Source organism: Parahaemophilus parainfluenzae (genome assembly GCF_001055095.1).
GTDB classification, from domain to species: Bacteria; Pseudomonadota; Gammaproteobacteria; order Enterobacterales; family Pasteurellaceae; genus Haemophilus_D; species Haemophilus_D parainfluenzae_Z.
Genome location: NZ_JVHG01000010.1, coordinates 44,757 through 61,864, shown reverse-complemented (window position 1 = coordinate 61,864; position 17,108 = coordinate 44,757). Strand labels below are relative to the sequence as shown.

Annotated in this window: 15 protein-coding genes and 2 other RNA genes; 8 read left to right on the top strand and 9 right to left on the bottom strand. The window is 39.6% G+C overall.

Features of this window, described 5'->3' with window-relative positions:
- Positions 1-95 precede the first annotated feature (95 nt).
- Positions 96-959 (bottom strand): AraC family transcriptional regulator, encoded by an 864-nt coding sequence (locus ADA56_RS02295; protein ID WP_049369122.1) that lies wholly within the window; start codon positions 957-959, stop codon positions 96-98.
- 130 nt (positions 960-1,089) lie between these two features.
- On the opposite strand from ADA56_RS02295, the gene ADA56_RS02290 reads away from it, so the two are divergent.
- Positions 1,090-1,308, top strand: a complete 219-nt coding sequence (locus ADA56_RS02290) for a hypothetical protein (RefSeq protein ID WP_049368989.1) — start codon at positions 1,090-1,092, stop codon at positions 1,306-1,308.
- 108 nt (positions 1,309-1,416) lie between these two features.
- On the opposite strand, the gene ADA56_RS02285 is transcribed toward ADA56_RS02290, so the two are convergent.
- From ADA56_RS02285 to ADA56_RS02275, 3 genes are all read right to left on the bottom strand, one after another.
- Positions 1,417-2,031: a CadD family cadmium resistance transporter gene (locus tag ADA56_RS02285; RefSeq protein ID WP_003766668.1), complete on the bottom strand. Its 615-nt coding sequence runs from the start codon at positions 2,029-2,031 to the stop codon at positions 1,417-1,419.
- A gap of 309 nt (positions 2,032-2,340) precedes the next feature.
- Positions 2,341-2,886, bottom strand: coding sequence for an ATP-binding cassette domain-containing protein (locus ADA56_RS02280; protein WP_232086025.1), 546 nt, complete (start codon positions 2,884-2,886; stop codon positions 2,341-2,343).
- Positions 2,887-3,066: 180 nt separating this feature from the next.
- The gene (locus ADA56_RS02275; protein ID WP_049368987.1) at positions 3,067-3,939 is read right to left on the bottom strand and encodes an MBL fold metallo-hydrolase; all 873 of its coding nucleotides are present in this window, start codon (positions 3,937-3,939) and stop codon (positions 3,067-3,069) included.
- 143 nt (positions 3,940-4,082) lie between these two features.
- On the opposite strand from ADA56_RS02275, the gene ADA56_RS02270 reads away from it, so the two are divergent.
- The gene (locus ADA56_RS02270; protein WP_049368986.1) at positions 4,083-5,036 is read left to right on the top strand and encodes a GlxA family transcriptional regulator; all 954 of its coding nucleotides are present in this window, start codon (positions 4,083-4,085) and stop codon (positions 5,034-5,036) included.
- Between the two features lie 181 nt (positions 5,037-5,217).
- On the opposite strand, the gene ADA56_RS02265 is transcribed toward ADA56_RS02270, so the two are convergent.
- Both ADA56_RS02265 and ssrA read right to left on the bottom strand, forming a co-directional pair.
- On the bottom strand, positions 5,218-5,796 hold the full coding sequence (locus ADA56_RS02265) for an NAD(P)H-dependent oxidoreductase (protein ID WP_049368985.1): 579 nt from the start codon (positions 5,794-5,796) through the stop codon (positions 5,218-5,220).
- Positions 5,797-5,996: 200 nt separating this feature from the next.
- Positions 5,997-6,362: a transfer-messenger RNA gene (ssrA, locus tag ADA56_RS09605) on the bottom strand.
- A 107-nt stretch (positions 6,363-6,469) separates the two neighbouring features.
- Between ssrA and ADA56_RS02260 the strand changes: the two genes are divergently transcribed.
- Positions 6,470-6,967: a hypothetical protein gene (locus tag ADA56_RS02260; protein ID WP_049368984.1), complete on the top strand. Its 498-nt coding sequence runs from the start codon at positions 6,470-6,472 to the stop codon at positions 6,965-6,967.
- 109 nt (positions 6,968-7,076) lie between these two features.
- Positions 7,077-8,144 carry a DNA polymerase IV gene (dinB, locus tag ADA56_RS02255; protein ID WP_049368983.1) on the top strand — a complete coding sequence of 356 codons (1,068 nt, stop codon included), beginning with the start codon at positions 7,077-7,079 and terminating at the stop codon, positions 8,142-8,144.
- Between the two features lie 85 nt (positions 8,145-8,229).
- Here the strand turns inward: dinB and rnpB are convergent.
- Positions 8,230-8,606, bottom strand: an RNA gene (gene rnpB / locus ADA56_RS09570) — RNase P RNA component class A.
- Between the two features lie 124 nt (positions 8,607-8,730).
- Here rnpB and ADA56_RS02250 point away from each other — a divergent pair.
- Positions 8,731-9,666, top strand: coding sequence for a KpsF/GutQ family sugar isomerase (locus ADA56_RS02250; protein WP_049368982.1), 936 nt, complete (start codon positions 8,731-8,733; stop codon positions 9,664-9,666).
- Positions 9,666-10,211 (top strand): KdsC family phosphatase, encoded by a 546-nt coding sequence (locus ADA56_RS02245; protein ID WP_049367444.1) that lies wholly within the window; start codon positions 9,666-9,668, stop codon positions 10,209-10,211. The genes ADA56_RS02250 and ADA56_RS02245 overlap by 1 nt, the downstream gene beginning before the upstream one ends.
- Positions 10,212-10,282: 71 nt before the next feature.
- On the opposite strand, the gene ADA56_RS02240 is transcribed toward ADA56_RS02245, so the two are convergent.
- Positions 10,283-12,940 carry a PqiB family protein gene (locus ADA56_RS02240; RefSeq protein ID WP_049368981.1) on the bottom strand — a complete coding sequence of 886 codons (2,658 nt, stop codon included), beginning with the start codon at positions 12,938-12,940 and terminating at the stop codon, positions 10,283-10,285.
- Positions 12,924-14,177: a PqiA/YebS family transporter subunit gene (locus tag ADA56_RS02235; RefSeq protein ID WP_049368980.1), complete on the bottom strand. Its 1,254-nt coding sequence runs from the start codon at positions 14,175-14,177 to the stop codon at positions 12,924-12,926. Before ADA56_RS02235 ends, ADA56_RS02240 begins: the two co-directional genes overlap by 17 nt.
- Positions 14,178-14,346: 169 nt before the next feature.
- On the opposite strand from ADA56_RS02235, the gene proQ reads away from it, so the two are divergent.
- Entirely contained in the window at positions 14,347-14,994 is a 648-nt protein-coding gene (gene proQ, locus ADA56_RS02230) for an RNA chaperone ProQ (RefSeq protein WP_049368979.1), read from the top strand.
- Positions 14,995-15,022: 28 nt separating this feature from the next.
- Positions 15,023-17,092: a carboxy terminal-processing peptidase gene (prc, locus tag ADA56_RS02225; RefSeq protein WP_049368978.1), complete on the top strand. Its 2,070-nt coding sequence runs from the start codon at positions 15,023-15,025 to the stop codon at positions 17,090-17,092.
- Positions 17,093-17,108: the final 16 nt, after the last annotated feature.

Here is a 17,108-nt window from a genome sequence, read left to right as displayed (position 1 = left end):
TAAAAAACCGTCTGAATGATCGTTTCAAACGGTTTTTTAAATGATAAAGTGCGGTCAAATTTTTAGGTGTTTTTAAACCTATCTTTAAGCCCCATCTATTTAATATCCCCCTTCGGTGCATGTCCGAAATAGCGTTTGTATTCACGGCTGAATTGGCTAGGTGACTCGTAGCCAACTTGGTAAGCAGTTTCGGTAATGCCTCGCCCTTCTTGTGCGATCAGTCGTCTGGCTTCCATCAGACGTAAGGATTTTTGATATTGCAGCGGTGAAAGGCTGGTTATCTTCTTAAAATGACTATGAAATCCAGATAATGACATACCACATAGATTTGCCAAGGTTTCCACGGTGATGGTTTCACTAAAATGTTGTTGCAGATAATGGGTGGCTTGGGCGATTTTTTTGGTGTGCGATCCATTGCTTACCATGGCTTTAAATTTGCCACCTTGCTCGCCTGTAAGGAGTCGATAATAAATTTCTTGTTGGATAAGCGGTGCAAGAAACCCAATATCTTTTGGATTTTCGTGCAAGAGTAATAAGCGTTCAACAGCATTTTTGAGAGATTCATCCAAATGCCATTGTGCAAAACCCTCGTCGCCCTGTTGGACATCATCTGCAAGGTTTGGATTTGCTAATAAAATCTTGCTAACGCTTTCAATATCAATTTTCATCGACATCACTAAAAACGGCTTTTGCGGCTCTGCATATTTAATCTCGCCACGCATCGGTATGTTTACTGGGCAAAACATAAAATGTTGATTATCAAATCGGTAGCATTGTTCGCCTAGCTGCACTTCACGTTCTCCGCTTAACACGATGCAAATGCTCGGCTCTTGAATAATACCCTCGTAACAAAATGGTTGATCTGAATGGCGAAGAAATAAGCCTTTAATCGATGATGAATAGAGTTCGTTATGTGGAATAACCTTTAATAATCGTTCTATCATTTCAGTTGAGAACATAATTTTGTAGGAATAGGCAAGTAATTTGGATAAATCATATAACACTTCATATTGCCGTTCAATATAATGAACTCACTTTCAACGGCAGTACGCCAAAACATTTAACCAATATTGAATTGAGGACAATATCATGAAAATTTTCTACAAAACATCAGCAACAGCAACCGGCGGACGTGATGGTCGTACCCAAGTGGACGATGGTTCAATCGACTTTGATTTGGTTTCATTTCAAAATGACGGCACCGGAGCTGATGAAAAACACCAACGCGCCGAGTATGGCAAGCACCGCCGCACCGACGAAAAACGGCCGAATGGGGTGGGTGAAAAACTTATTCATGGTTTGGCTTAATTCTGCATGAAGATGCTTTCGGATATGGATTTATTGGGCGGACAGGGTTGTATCTTGTATTGAAGAAGCAAGCCGAAGGTTTGTCAGATACTCAAATGCCCGTATCATTCATATTATTGATATTATTGTTTGAATTGTATTATTTTCAATAATAATAAATAACCCTAAACCAATATAAATAACAGCCATTATCCAACGACTAAACTTCTCTACAATTTCACCAACACCTGAAATATTAGCCAATCTTTGTGCTGTATATACTAAAACAAAAATCAATATTAAAAATACAAGAAGAGTAACTAATAAGTCGACAAGATCTAAAGTCACAAAGTAAGGAACAAAAAGTCCAATATTATCTGCACCACAACTAGCAACTGTAACCAAAGCAACAATACCGACTAATTTTGACAACCCTTTTTCATCCAATTCTTTTTTAGCTCTTTTTTCGCCCTCACAATCGTCGTAAATAGCAACTTTAATACCTAAGTAAATCGGTATTAAACCTAATAAACCCAACACCCATTTTTCCGGAACATAATTCAAAACAAAAGCTAGAAATAAACTAACTAATATTAAAATTACAGAACCTAAATATTGTCCGATATAAATATCTCGATATTCTTTTCTAGTATTTGCTCTAGCAAAAAATATTAATAGTATTACCAACAAATCTACTGCTGTAGCAATATATAAAACAGCAGCAGTAATCACAGTCGAAAACATAAAGCACCTCATAATGAATCCCCTGCCCCCTTGGCACCACGGCTTTTTCAAAAACCGAATCGCGTTCGGATAACAGATTCGTATCTTTCGCTAAAGAGGCAAGCCTGCGGCTTGCTTACCCTCTCCCTAGCCCTCTCCCACGGGGAGAGGGAATTGGGCTGTCGAGCCTGAACATTTTCAGGTTTACCTGACATCTGATTCCCAATTCTACGGCTCTCTGATTTTGAGAAACCTGATCCCCTTTCCCCGTGGGAGAGGGCTAGGGAGAGGGCAACGAACCGCAAGGTTTGTCAGAAATTTAAATTCCTATCACTCATAATAATGAATCCCCTGAAACTCTCTTGCCACCACGGCTTCTTCAAAAGCCCAATCGCGTTCAGACAGCGGCGTAGGCAGGGTAATCACGTTTTGCACGTTCATGCCCTTAGTGGAAAGCAGCATGATTTCATGGCTCAGGCGTGCGGCTTCGAAGCGGTCGTGCGTTACCAGCATACACGCCATGCCCTGCCGCTCGATTTTTTCCACCAGCATGGCGACCAAAATATCGCGCAAATCGCGGTCCAAACCGACGAACGGCTCGTCCAGCAAGGCAAGGTCGCAGCCGCACAGCAGCAGGCGCAAAAATGCTACCCGTTTCGCCATGCCGCCGGACAATTCGGTCGGATATTTGTTCAAATCGCCCGCAGTCAACCCGACTTTCGCCGCCAGCGCGATGATTTCGCCTTCATCGGGTTTGTCCATAAAAATAGCGATATTCTGCATCGCAGTCAAGTTTTCCAGCAGGCGGTTTTCCTGAAACAGAAAACCCGTTTTGCGGAAAGTATTGCGTATCGTGCCCGATTTCGGCGTTTCCAAGCATTCAAATCCATCCGTTTGGGCGCAACAACAGGCCGCGCAATTTTAGTGGAAGGAATTAATTAAAATTATTTCTTAGAAAAAGGCCGTCTGAAATTTCAGACGGCTTTTTTATAACAAAGTGTGGTCAAATTTTTAGGTGTTTTTGCAAATTCAATTCAAAATTAAAACCGCTTGTTTTTAAAACTTCACTGTTTCACCATCTTCTGGAATTACTACATTTTCAAGCTTGTTTGCTTGGACAAATTGGCGTAAATCCTTACGGTACACAGACATATGATTTACTGCATCCATGTGCACCGTGATAAGTTTTGTATTTGGTAGCATGTTACGAGCATGAGCAACATCTTGTAACCCCATAATAATGCCGTCATTCGGAAAAGCTAAGGTACGCGCATCACCTGTGTTCATAATCATTACATATGGTTTATAACGATTAATAGCTTTGTTTACTTCGGCAGTCCAAATTGTGTCACCAACCAAGTACACCGTTGGATGACCTTTCGCTTGGAATATTACACCCATCGCCTCATCTAAAATCTCAGCCAATTGTGGCACAGCGTACATTTCCGTTGTACCGTGAGAACCACCGGTTTTATTTAAAATAATACCTTCAAACTCCACCGGTTTTTCCAACAATAAGCTGGTTATGTTAGTAAAACCTTGCGCTTTGAGTAAGTCGCCATCCCGTTCATGCTGCACAAAAATTTTGATGGATTTAGGTAAAATTTTTTGTGCAACCTCATCCCAATGATCTTCATGTGTATGAGTCAAAATAATGGCATCAACATCTTTGAAAGTATCTTCTGCTTTCATCGGTAATTCCACAAGTGGATTACGCAAATGGCTATTTAATGTTCCTTCAAAGCCTGCATAACGTCCTTTTTCAGCAAGCATCGGGTCAATTAAAAAAGTTTTCCCTGCATAGTTCAGGCGACCAGTAGCATTGCGGATATGTTGGTAGCTATCAGTGTTTTTAGAGGCAAGATCTACAGCGAAAGTGTTTGCGCTAATAGCCAATGCTGTAGCGCTAATTAAGGTTTTTAAGTTCATTGTTTTTCCTTTTCTATATACGTTATTGAATGAATAAACATATTATAGTGAGAACAAAATTGCGCAAAAATAGACAAAAAATCAATAAACGTAATAATCAGGTCATTTTTGTGCTATGCTCATATCAAAGTAGGAGAAATAAAATGAATAAACCCACAGTTGCTTTGATTGTGTATGAACAAATGATGCCCATTCATTTTGCGATGGCATATTCCGTTTTTTCTATGTCGGATTTAAACGGCAAGCCGTTATTTGAGTGTAAAATCGTTAGCGATTCGGACAACCTGACAAACTCGCTATTTCACATACATTTAGATGGAGGTTTAGAGTGGTTGGAGAATGCCGATATTGTTGTGATGACTGGATGGCATGATACTCAAGTAATGCCGAGTGAGGCTTTATTAACAGCATTACGGCAAGCGTATCAACGTGGTGCGACAGTAGTGGGGTTATGTTATGGCGCCTATGTGTTAGCGTGCAGTGGCCTACTTAACGGCAAAAAAGCAACCACACATTGGTTGGGAGATAGTGATTTTACTAGTCGCTTTCCTCAGGTGAAATGGGATTTAAATCCTATTTATTTGGAACAAGATCGACTGATTACCTCCGCAGGAACGGCAGCTTCCATGGATTGTTGTCTTTCTATTGTCCGTAAATTATATGGTGTGAAAATTGCCAATCATATTGCCCGAATACTGGTTATCCCCCCTCATCGTGAAGGCGGACAAGCACAATTTATCGAACGCCCTATTTCTCGTTCGACACCTAATCATAATATCAATGCGTTGCTTGCTTATTTAAATGAAAATCTGACCGCACTTCATTCGACTGATAGCCTTGCCGAACGTTTGTCAATGAGCCGTAGCACTTTCACCCGACATTTTCGTAAAGCAACCGGAATGTCATTAAATCAATGGTTAATTGAAGCAAGGCTACAACGAGCAAGAGAGCTTTTGGAAAGCACAGATTTATCTATCACTGACATTGCAGAACAAAGTGGATTTCATAGCGATACCGCCTTACGTCAGCACTTCTTGAAAAAACATAAGATTTCACCGAATCGCTGGCGTAAGCAGTTTCAAATTAAGGATGTTTAGATCTTTTTATTTTAAAGTGCGGTCAGATTTTTAGATGTTTTTGCAAATTCAATTCAAAATTAGACCGCTTGTTTGATCTAAAGTCAGTCTATTCCTCTTCCCTTCCCCGTTAGGAAATTTGATTAGAGAAAAATAAAAAAGGTGAGTTCAAATGCTCACCTTCTAAACTAATATTTTACAATTAACCGAATACTTTTTCCAAATGTGCTTGGTAGTCTGCTAAGTATTGTTCTACTTGTGGATTTTTAATCACATCGTTACATAAGAATGTTGGCAGACGAGTCAAACCGATGAATTCGTTGAGTTTGTGGAAGTGCATGTATAACGCATCCACGCCTTTGCCTTCGAAGAAGTCGCCTTCACGGGTGAACGCTTCAATCGGGGCATTCCATGTAAGTGAGAGCATGTGTTTTTTGCCTTGCAACAAGCCACCTGTGCCGTAGCCTTCTGTCGGATTGACACGATGACGGCCGTCACTGTGGTAAAGCTTGCCGTGTCCGGCGGTTAATACTTCGTCTATGTATTTTTTAACTGTCCAAGGTTCGTGCATCCACCAACCTGGCATCTGCCAAATCACGGCATCCATCCACAAGAATTTTTCAATTTCTGCTTCAACATCATAGCCGGCATCAATCACAGTTTCTTTTATATTGTGTCCAAGTGCAGTCAAAACTTCTTTCGCTTTTTTGTGAAGTGTGTGATTTAACTCACCATGTGAATGGCCAAACTCTTTTCCACCGTCTAATAATAAAATATTCATTTTTTCTCCTTTAGCTGATAATTTACCGATTACTAAGCACTTTAGTAATACAACAATTTAACCAATCAATAAGCGCCAACTATTAAACTTACTACTCAAGTTCGAGAGTTTAATAGAAGTTAAAAGCGTAATAAAAAAGCCTTGAAGTCATTATTTTCAAGGCTTTAAAGTCTTTCATAGGACTTGATAGGTTTATTTTGTGGTGGAGCTGGCGGGAGTTGAACCCGCGTCCGAAATTACTCTACCTTCAGTACTACACGTTTAGTCTCATCTTTAATTTCACTTAAGCATGCGGACAGACACGCTAAACTTAAGCTAGTTTGATTCAATTTAGTGCTTCGATCCTCAAACAGCGGCTTCCACACGATCTCGTTTTGGTTTGACTCCGCTTTATCCCCGTCTTACGAGCGGAAGCTGGGGAGCGAAGGCTATGAGCAGGTTATTAAGCTGCTAAAGCGTATTGTTCGTCGTTTGCGACTATTTTTTTGCGGTTTATTTACGAGGCCTACCGCACCTCGACGTGCACCTTGGGCTTCGCTAATCCCGTCGAATCCAGAATCAGCCCCAAAATTGTTCGGCAGTTTATCAAAAAATCCAAGAAAGGAAAAGAAGCTATTTATTAACCATAGAAGTTAGGGTAAAATTTTGCCACTTTTTTATAAGGAATCGAATAATGAAAACATTGAAATCTCTGACCGCACTTTCATTAGGTGCATTATGTTTAGCATTTAACACGCAAGTTATTGCAAAAGAAGCCCCCCCCGCAAAAGCAACACAAACCCAACAACAAGCGGTAAAAGCGAGTGATAACATCGACAAATACCTTGCCATCAATATTGGTAATCGTGAAATGGTGGTTGATGAAAATGGCCAAGCATTAAGTGCATTCAAACATGAAATCATCAATATTGGTCAAAAACCAATCAAAAACATTCAATGGGTGGGTGTGTATGTGAATAACCGCAAAGTTATTTACAGCCAAGATATGCAAATCAATTTAGAAACCCCATTACAACCAGGCAAATCCATCAATATTAATTTACAAATTCCATTTGTTCAATTAGCTGAAGATGCGCGTAAAGTCTTTATGAACCAACAAGAAAAAATTGATGTTTATCCTATTGAACGCGTTATCCTGTTTGGTGATAAAACCGTTCTCTCAGATCGTTAATTTTCTTATCTAGCCCACGTAATGTGGGCTTTTTAATAACTGTATACTTGAACAGTTATTTTCTTTTAGATATACTAAAAACACGCCTAATTTTGACCGCACTTACAGCATGAATTCCACCCGAAAAATCATTCACATTGACATGGATTGCTTTTATGCCTCTGTTGAAATCCGTGAAAATCCAACGCTACAGGGCAAACCTGTCGCAGTGGGGGGAAGTTCTCGACAACGTGGTGTACTCACGACCTGTAATTATGAAGCACGAAAATTTGGGCTGCACAGTGCGATGCCGACAGCACAAGCTATCAAAAAATGCCCTAATCTGATTTTAGTGCCCGTTAATATGCCCCTTTATAAACAGGTATCCGCACAAATTCATCAGATCTTTCAACGCTATACTTCTATCATTGAGCCACTTTCCTTAGATGAAGCTTATTTAGATGTTACGGATTGTACACAATGTTCAGGATCCGCCACTTGGATCGCACAAGAAATTCGCCAAGCCATTTTTGATGAATTAAAGTTGACCGCCTCTGCTGGTGTGGCGCCCCTTAAATTTCTCGCCAAAATTGCCTCCGATATGAATAAACCGAACGGACAATTTGTGATTCAACCTCATGAAGTTGAGCTGTTTGTAAAAACACTGCCATTAAAAAAAATCCCTGGTGTGGGCAAAGTCACTTCTGAACGTTTATTGAAAATGGGCTTAGAAACTTGTGAAGATGTGCAAAAACTCGATCAATCTATTTTGTTAAATATCTTCGGGAAAATGGGCAAGCGAATTTGGGATTTTAGCCATGGCATTGATGATCGTGAAATTCAAGCTCATCGAGAACGAAAATCTATCGGCGTAGAACGCACTTTATCCGAAAATATTCGTCATCTCGAACAAGGCATAGCATTGTTAGATAATCTCTATACCGAGCTTATTCGTCGCATTGAACGAAGTGCACCGAATATCCCTTTAACCGCTTTTCGCAAAATTGGGGTGAAATTAAAGTTTGAAGATTTTCAGGTGACGACCTTAGAAAAAACAGGCTTGCCTTTATCACTAAAAAGCTTTCAACAATTACTGGAACAAATTTGGCAACGTAGCCACGGAAAATCCATTCGTCTTGTTGGATTACACGTGAATTTACCGGAAGAAAGTCATTTAGAACAAATGAGCTTGTGGTAAAACACAAAAGAAAATGACCGCACTTTTATTCATTCCATCCTGAGTAGGATAATGAAAAACAAAAGTGCGGTCATTTTTGATGAATTTGTTGAGTTGGTCGATAAGCCGAGTTCTGTCGTGGACAATCATTCCTCTAGGCGACAAATTACTCTGCCGCTCAAGCAACCTACCCGAACTCTGGACGGGCCACCCATTGAGTTCCTATTTGGTCTTGCTACGAGTGGAGTTTACCTTGCTGCACGTTGTTACCAACGGCACGGTGTGCTCTTACCACACCCTTTCACCCTTACCGTTTTCACGGCGGTCTGCTCTCTGTTGCACTGGTCGTCGGCTCACGCCGCCCGGACGTTATCCGGCACTCTGCCCTTTGTAGCTCGGACTTTCCTCTCGTTTACTTGTCCCACTAGGTCGTGCGAACACGGTTAAGGGCTTCAATAAACCAGCGATTGTCTAACCAACTCGCGGCGTAGTATAGGGGGAATTCAAAGGGTGGTCAAATTTTCATTCTTATTTTTAATAACTTCCGTTAGAATAGCCCTACAAAACACGGTTATTATCAACCGCACTTTTATCATAAGGATCTCCTATGAATTATTTACAAATCGCACGAGAAACCCTTTCTGTCGAAAGCCAAGCGCTCGCACAATTAAGCCAACGCTTGGATGATGAGTTTTCTCAAGTTGTGGATCTTATCCTTGCTTGCGAAGGTCGTTTAGTCATCGGCGGCATTGGTAAATCGGGGCTAATTGGCAAAAAAATGGTGGCGACTTTTGCCTCAACGGGAACCCCAAGTTTCTTCCTTCACCCTACTGAAGCCTTTCATGGCGATTTAGGCATGTTAAAACCGATCGACATCGTGATGCTGATTTCTTATAGCGGTGAAACTGATGATGTAAATAAACTCATTCCAAGTTTGAAAAACTTTGGTAATAAAATTATTGCGTTAACCAGCAATAAAAACTCAACACTTGCTCTCCATGCGGATTATGTTTTAGATATCACCGTAGAGCGTGAAGTCTGCCCAAACAATCTCGCCCCAACCACTTCTGCGTTAGTGACTCTAGCTTTAGGCGATGCCCTTGCGGTTTCATTAATTACAGCTCGTCATTTCCAACCGGCTGATTTTGCGAAATTTCATCCAGGTGGCAGCCTTGGCCGTCGTTTGTTATGTAAAGTAAAAGATCAAATGCAAACTCGATTGCCGATTACTACACCAGATACCAGCTTTACTGATTGCTTAACTATTATGAATGAAGGTCGTATGGGTGTAGCATTAGTCATGGAAAACCAACAACTTAAAGGCATTATTACCGATGGTGATGTGCGCCGAGCATTAACGGCTAACGGTGCTGACACGCTTAATAAGACCGCGAAAGAATTGATGACCTCGTCACCAAAAACTATTCATGAAAATGAATTCTTAGCGAAAGCGGAAGACTTGATGAAAGAGAAGAAAATTCACTCTCTTGTTGTGGTCAATGATGAAAATAATGTTGTGGGCTTAGTGGAGTTCTCAAGCTAATGATTAACGAAAAATTAAAGAAAATTAAATTAGTCATCACCGATGTCGATGGCGTATTAACTGACGGACTACTCCATTATGATGCAAATGGCGAAGCGATTAAAAGTTTCCATGTGCGCGATGGACTTGGTGTCAAAATGTTGATGGATGCAGGTATTCAGGTAGCCGTATTATCGGGCAGAGATTCGGCGATTCTGCGTAAGCGAATTAGCGATCTCGGAATTAAGTTGTTCTTTTTAGGCAAGCTTGAAAAAGAAAGTGCTTGTTTGGATCTCATGAAACAAGCTGGTGTTACCGCAGAACAAACTGCCTATATTGGTGATGACAGTGTCGATCTCCCCGCTTTTGCAACCTGTGGCCTTTCTTTTGCCGTGGCAGACTCTGCACCTTATGTACAAAATGCCGTGGATTATGTGCTTGCACTTGGAGGCGGGAAAGGCGCTTTCCGAGAAATGTCGGATATGATTTTACATGCTCAGGGCAAAGATGAAGTCTATACTTCAGCCAAAGGCTTTTTAAAATCAGTCAAAAATATGGGCCAATAGCACTCCTCAAAACACCTAAAAAAATAACCGCACTTTGATGATTCAAAAGTGCGGTTATTTCTTTTTATGTTTTATTGATTTGCCGGTAAAGCACCTGAATTCCAAGTCGGTGCTTCAGCTGGTTTCTTCACTTGTAACATAAAGCGCTGATTTGCCGTTGCTTGTGGTTGAACGATCGTACCCGATGGAGTCGAGAACGAAATACCGCCTTTCAACAATTGTTGTACACTACCGGTATTAAACTCTGCGCCTTTCCAACCAAGGTTGAAATCATAACCTGATGAAACCCAGAACTCTGAATTTTTACGTACCAAATGTTGATATTTCGGTGTAATCACAATATGTACCAACACACGATCGCCTAAAGAATTCAATTCAAATTTACGAACAGTTCCCACTTCAACACCGCGATAAAGGACAGGGGAGCCTTCCGTTAAATTCATCGCATCACTGGTTTCCAAAATAAATGGCACGCCATTGCTGTATTTATTTCGAGGTTGTGCAGTTTGCGCTAAATTAAACTGTGTTTTTGCTGGACCTTTGCCTAACTCAATATCAATGTAAGGCTGTAAAAGGCTATCTAAGTTTTCAATTCCACCCGCTGAGATTTGTGGGGAAATCACTTTAAATACAGTCCCCTCTTTTGCAATCATCCCCATATAACTTGGGTTAATTAATGCTTTTGCGGTGATACGGTTTGTCTTTTGATCAAGGGCAATCTGCTCGACTTCACCCACATTCATACCTAGATAACGCAAACTCATTCCTTTACTTAAAGCCGTTGCATCATCTGTAAGTAACGTAATCACTTGCCCCGCTGATTTGGCTCGCAGTTCACTTGGATAAAGCGTTTTATTTTTACCTGACCCCGTATTATCAAAGCTTATCGCGCCTTTTAATGAACGAGCAACTGGTGATGCCTGGATACTAATGCCTTTCGGCGTAATATCAATTTGTGCTGCACTTTCTACCCAGAATACACTTTTATCTGTAAGAAGATTTTGATAAGCCGGATAAATATACACATCAATATCAAAGTTATTGGCTTTCGGTCTTACGTTAATAATTTTACCCACTTCAAACTGACGATAAAGCACCACAGAACCTTTGCTAATACTTGGTAAATTAGTGGAGTGTAACACAATACTTGGATTCACTAAGTTACCCGTAATGCCCGTTTCTGCACTACTGATATCTTTATAAAGTGGATAGCTTGAATGTGGGGCGCCACTTCCTTTTTTAGGTAATACTCTCACCCCACCTTGTAGCCATTTTGATGGTGTTGCTGATTCAAAACGTAATCCGTCGATACCAAAACTTACATCAAAATTAGAGGCAGCCACAAATTGAGTGTTCTCATGAATAAGATTGCGATATTCTGATGCAATCGCCACTTCAAATTTGACACCATCAACATTCAAGTGCTGTTTCACAATTTGCCCAATGGCAATATTGTTATAAAACACCGATTGTCCTTCCGCGATACCATAAGTCTCTGGTGCCGTTAAGGTCAAAACCAAGGTATTTGGTGCTTTGAGTAATAACTCATTTTCTCGAATGACTTCGAATTGCGTTTTGCTTTCCCCACTTCCTGGAATAATTTCGAAATAATCACCACGGAAGAATTTCTGTGGGTTAGCAATATCGCCTAAATCTAACTTACGATTTTTTAATACAATATGTGTATTGGTTTTTAAGAGATTTGCCTGGCTTGGCTCAATTAATAATGTCCCTTGTAAAATATCTTCATTGTTTTCGACGGTTCTTAAAGACGAAAGCAAACCAACTTGCTCATCACCATAATAAACAGAAGTTTGTCCTGCTTGTAACCCAGCAGAAACAGGTAGAGTCACCTCAACTTCAATCCCGCGTTTAGCCGCTTGCAAATTAGAATAAAGGATATAGTTGCTGTTAGTCACCGCTTGCGGGCTATCTGATGGCGAGTCGAATGATACGGCACCTTGCACCACCGCATTTAAACTTTCAACCGACACATTCATACCAGATGAATTAATATTGGCGTTAATACCGCTAATATTCCAGAAACGTGAATCTTTCTTCACAAAATGCGCGAAGGCTTTATCAATTACTACATCAATTTCAACTTTATTGTCTTTATTAAATCGGTAATCATAAATTTTCCCGACTGGCATTTTTTTGAAATACACAGAAGCACCAATCGAAATTGATCCTAAATCATCTGAAATTAAATGAATTAATAAATCCCCAGGATTGACTTGTGCAATAGGGCCTTGCTCTTCTGCAATAAATTCATCTTCTGAATCCCCATCACCTGGTTGTAGGGTAATATAATTTCCTGAAACTAAAGAGTCTAAACCTGAAATCCCCGCGAGCGATACGCTCGGTTGCACAAGCCAAAATTTAGTATTTTCCTTTAACACATCGGTGGCTTCAGAATGAATACTTGCCTCAACTTTCACTTTTTGCATGTTGTCAGTAAAGTTAACCTTCTTCACGACACCGATTTGCAAACCCTGATAGCGTATAGGCGTTTTATCTGCAACTAATCCTGCGCCATTGGAAAACGTGATCGTAATCATCTTTCCTTGTTCTTGCACAATTTGGAAAAATAAAATCGCACCAATACATAATGCAATAAAAGGTAACAACCAAAACGGTGAGATGCGTTTATTCTTACGTAATAACGCTTCTACATTGTTATATTGCTCATCAATAGATTGAGATTCTGGTTTATTGTTTTCTGTCATAAATTTTCCAAATTAATCGACTATCAAACTGAGAAGTTGAAATCATAGTTAAAAACACTGCTGCACCGAAATAAAATGCGGCAGGGCCTACAGTAAAATTAATAATCTGTCCGCGTGTTACTAGAGACATCATCAAGGCTAACACAAAAAGATCCAGCATTGACCAACGTCCTACAAAGTGAACGATATGTAATAACCGCATCTGCCATTTAATTGAATGTCGCCATTTAAAATGCACACTAGCCAGTAAATATAACATAATGAGAATTTTGCTTACTGGCACAAAAATACTGGCGAAGAATACCACGAAAGCAACAAAATAGCTCCCCATGCTTATAAATGACATCACGCCCGACATCAAGGTATCTTGTGACAAATTTCCTGTTAAATAAACACCGGATATTGGGAGTAAGTTTGCGGGGAAAAGCATGATAATCCCTGCCACTAATGTCGCCCAAACGCGTTGTAATTTTACACTATCAGGTGTTTCAATAAGCGATGCACAACGTGGACAAATTGCACGATGACGGTGATCGTATTCTTGATCTTCTTTTAAAAAAGTGTAATCACAGGCGGTACAAAGTTCTAACGGTTTATCGCTTTTGGTAACCGGTTTCTGATCGGGATAAAAATCATGCCACAAGTCATCTAAATTAATTTTAATGAATAATAAAGTGGTTAAAAGTGCAGTAAAAACAAAAGCAATTAAATATACATCCACTTCTAATGTGGCATATTCGCGCACTTTAAACATGGTGACACCCAGTGCAACTAAATAGACGTCAAACATGACCCAAGGCTTAATATATCCCACAAATAATAAGACATTACGAGGCTTAATTTTGAGTAATTTAGAAAGCTGCAACATAATGACTAAAATCGCAAAAGAGACAGGCATTAAAACAGCACAGATAAAAATCATAAATGCAGTATAGGAATATCCCTCCACTGCCATTTTCCAAATTCCTTTCCAAACAGAAGCATCAATTTTAGTACCCAGTAAATCTAAGCTCAATAAAGGATAGCCTAAAGCAAATGGCATTAAAATTAAGATAGAAAGGGCGATTAATGAACAACGTTTAAGTGACCAATGACTTCCTGATTGCAATTTATGATGGCAACGCGGACATTGCGCGTATTCCCCTTCTTGCGGACGACAAACAGACACCGTTGCATCGCATCCTATGCAACGCACTAGTCTATAAGTGGCATGAGTAAAATCAGGTGTTTTTGTCATTATGTTTTCAGAAATTATAAAAGTGAACTATTTTAGCCTGAATTAAGGGAATTTGTGAAGTTATTCATTAGAATTAGAAACGGAATTATTCTGTCCAACCATTGTCAATCCTTATAAAAGTGCGGTACACTGTGCAAGTTTTTATTTTTTATCCTAGGAAAACTCAGAAATGACAGATTCTCAAGTTGAAGCCCAAGTTGAAAATAATGCTGAAGGCGTTCAAAAATTAACTGATACAAAAGCGATCATTGCATATCTTGTAGAAAAATTCCCACTTTGCTTTATTGCTGAAGGTGAAGCAAAGCCATTAAAAATTGGGCTTTTCCAAGATCTTGCTGAAGCATTAAAAGATGATGAACGTGTCAGCAAAACTCAATTACGTCAGGCTTTACGTCAATACACTTCTAACTGGCGCTATTTACACGGTTGCCGTGAAGGTGCTGAGCGTGTGGATTTATACGGCAACCCTGCTGGTGTATTAGACGCAGAACATGTTTCTCATGCAACTCAACAATTAGCAGATGCAAAAGCTAAATTTGCAGAAAAACGCAAAGCAGAATTAGCAGCCAAAAAAGCACAACAAAAACGACCTGCTCGTAAACCAAATTCAAATCAAGCCACTCGCAAACCCAAAGCCCCGCAAGTAAAACTAAGTGCGGTTGATTTCACAACACTTTCTGCAGGTAGCAAAGTGAAAGTGAAAGTAGCAGAACAAGCGAAAAATGCGACCGTATTAAATGTGGAAAAAGATGGCGCACGCGTAGAACTTGAAAATGGTTTAGTGATGACAGTCACCGCAGATCGTTTATTTGCCTAATAATTTATTTCTTATCGGGAAAGGTTAAATGAAATTACATACAACCAAAAGTCTTATTGCGACAGCAATTTTAGGTGCGTTATTTCTTCATTCGTCTGACACATTTGCCGTGCAGCCGAAATTAAAGCAAAGCGATATTACGATTCCTTCGGCAACTGACGCAAATCAGTTGGCAACAAAGCGTGCAACAACACGTTTAACCCAATCACATTATCGTAAATTCCAGCTTGATGACGCCTTTTCCGAAAAGATTTTTGATCGTTATATTAAAAGCTTAGATTACAGCCATAACACCTTTTTAAAATCAGATATTGATGATTTACGTGCTAAATATGGTTCTAAATTAGATGACCAACTTAATGAGGGCGATCTTTCAGCTGCATTTGCGATTTACGATCTGATGATGAAACGTCGTTATGAGCGTTATGCTTATGCTCTATCTCTATTGGATAAAGAACCTGATCTAAAAGGTAATGATCAAATTGAGATTGATCGTGAAAAATCTGCTTTCCCAGCAACGGAAGAAGAAGCGAATAAGCTTTGGGAAGAACGCGTCAAAAATGATGTAATCAGCCTGAAATTAAAAGATAAAAAATGGCCTGAAATTAAAGAAAAACTCACTAAACGTTATAATTTAGCGATCCGTCGATTAACTCAAACCAAAGCGGATGACATTGTTCAAACTTATATTAATGCTTTTGCTCGAGAAATTGACCCACATACAAGCTACCTTGCGCCACGTACTGCAAAAAGCTTTAATGAAAGCATGAACCTTTCTTTAGAAGGGATTGGTGCAACATTACAATCTGAAGATGACGAAACTAGCATCAAGTCTTTAGTACCTGGTGCACCGGCTGAACGCAGTAAAAAATTACAAGCGGGCGATAAAATCATTGGTGTAGGCCAAGAAAAAGGTGAAATCGAAGATATTATCGGTTGGCGTTTAGAAGATATCGTTGACAAAATTAAAGGGAAAAAAGGAACAAAAGTTCGTCTTGAAATTGAACCTGCAAAAGGTGGAAAAAGCCGTATTGTTACCTTAGTTCGCGATAAAGTCCGTATTGAAGACCAAGCAGCAAAACTCACTGTTTCTAAAGTGGAGGGTGAAACCGTTGGCGTCATTAAAATTCCAAGTTTCTACATTGGCTTAACTGATGATGTGAAGAAATTATTAGTGGATGCTGAAAAGAAAAAAATTGGCGCTTTAATTGTGGATCTTCGTGAAAATGGCGGTGGTGCTTTAACAGAAGCCGTTGCGTTGAGTGGTTTATTCATTACTGATGGTCCGGTGGTTCAAGTTCGTGATGCTTATCAACGTATTCGTGTACACGAAGATGATGATAATGCTCAGCAATATAAAGGGCCATTGTTGGTAATGATTAATCGCTTCAGCGCATCCGCCTCTGAAATTTTTGCTGCGGCAATGCAAGATTACAATCGTGGTATCATTATTGGGCAAAATACCTTTGGTAAAGGTACGGTACAACAAAGTCGTTCATTAAACTTTGTTTATGATTTAGACCAAACGCCACTTGGTGTGTTGCAATATACTATCCAAAAATTCTATCGAATTAATGGTGGTTCAACCCAATTAAAAGGTGTCGCAGCAGATATTAATTTCCCTGAAATTATTGATGCCAAAGAAATTGGTGAAGAAAAAGAAGATAACGCCTTACCTTGGGATAAAATTCCACCAGCGACTTATTCTGAAACCAATAAAGCACGTAAAGATGTTGAAGCATTAAATGAAAAACATCTTGAACGTATTGCAAAAGATCCTGAATTTATTGCTTTAAATGAAGATCTTAAAATCCGTGATGAACGTCGTGAGCGCAAATTCTTATCATTGAATTTCCAAGAGCGTAAAGCAGAAAATGATAAAGATGATGCGAGACGTTTAAAAGATCTCAATGATCGTTTTAAACGTGAAGGTAAAAAAACATTAAAAGATATTGATGATTTGCCAAAAGACTATGAAGCACCTGATTTCTTCTTAAAAGAAGCGGAAAAAATGGCAGCTGATTTAGTTAAACTTAATGCGAGTCAACAAAAAGTGGATGCTGAAATAAAACAAGAAGCGGCAAAAGCAACAAAATAACGATTATTTTGACCGC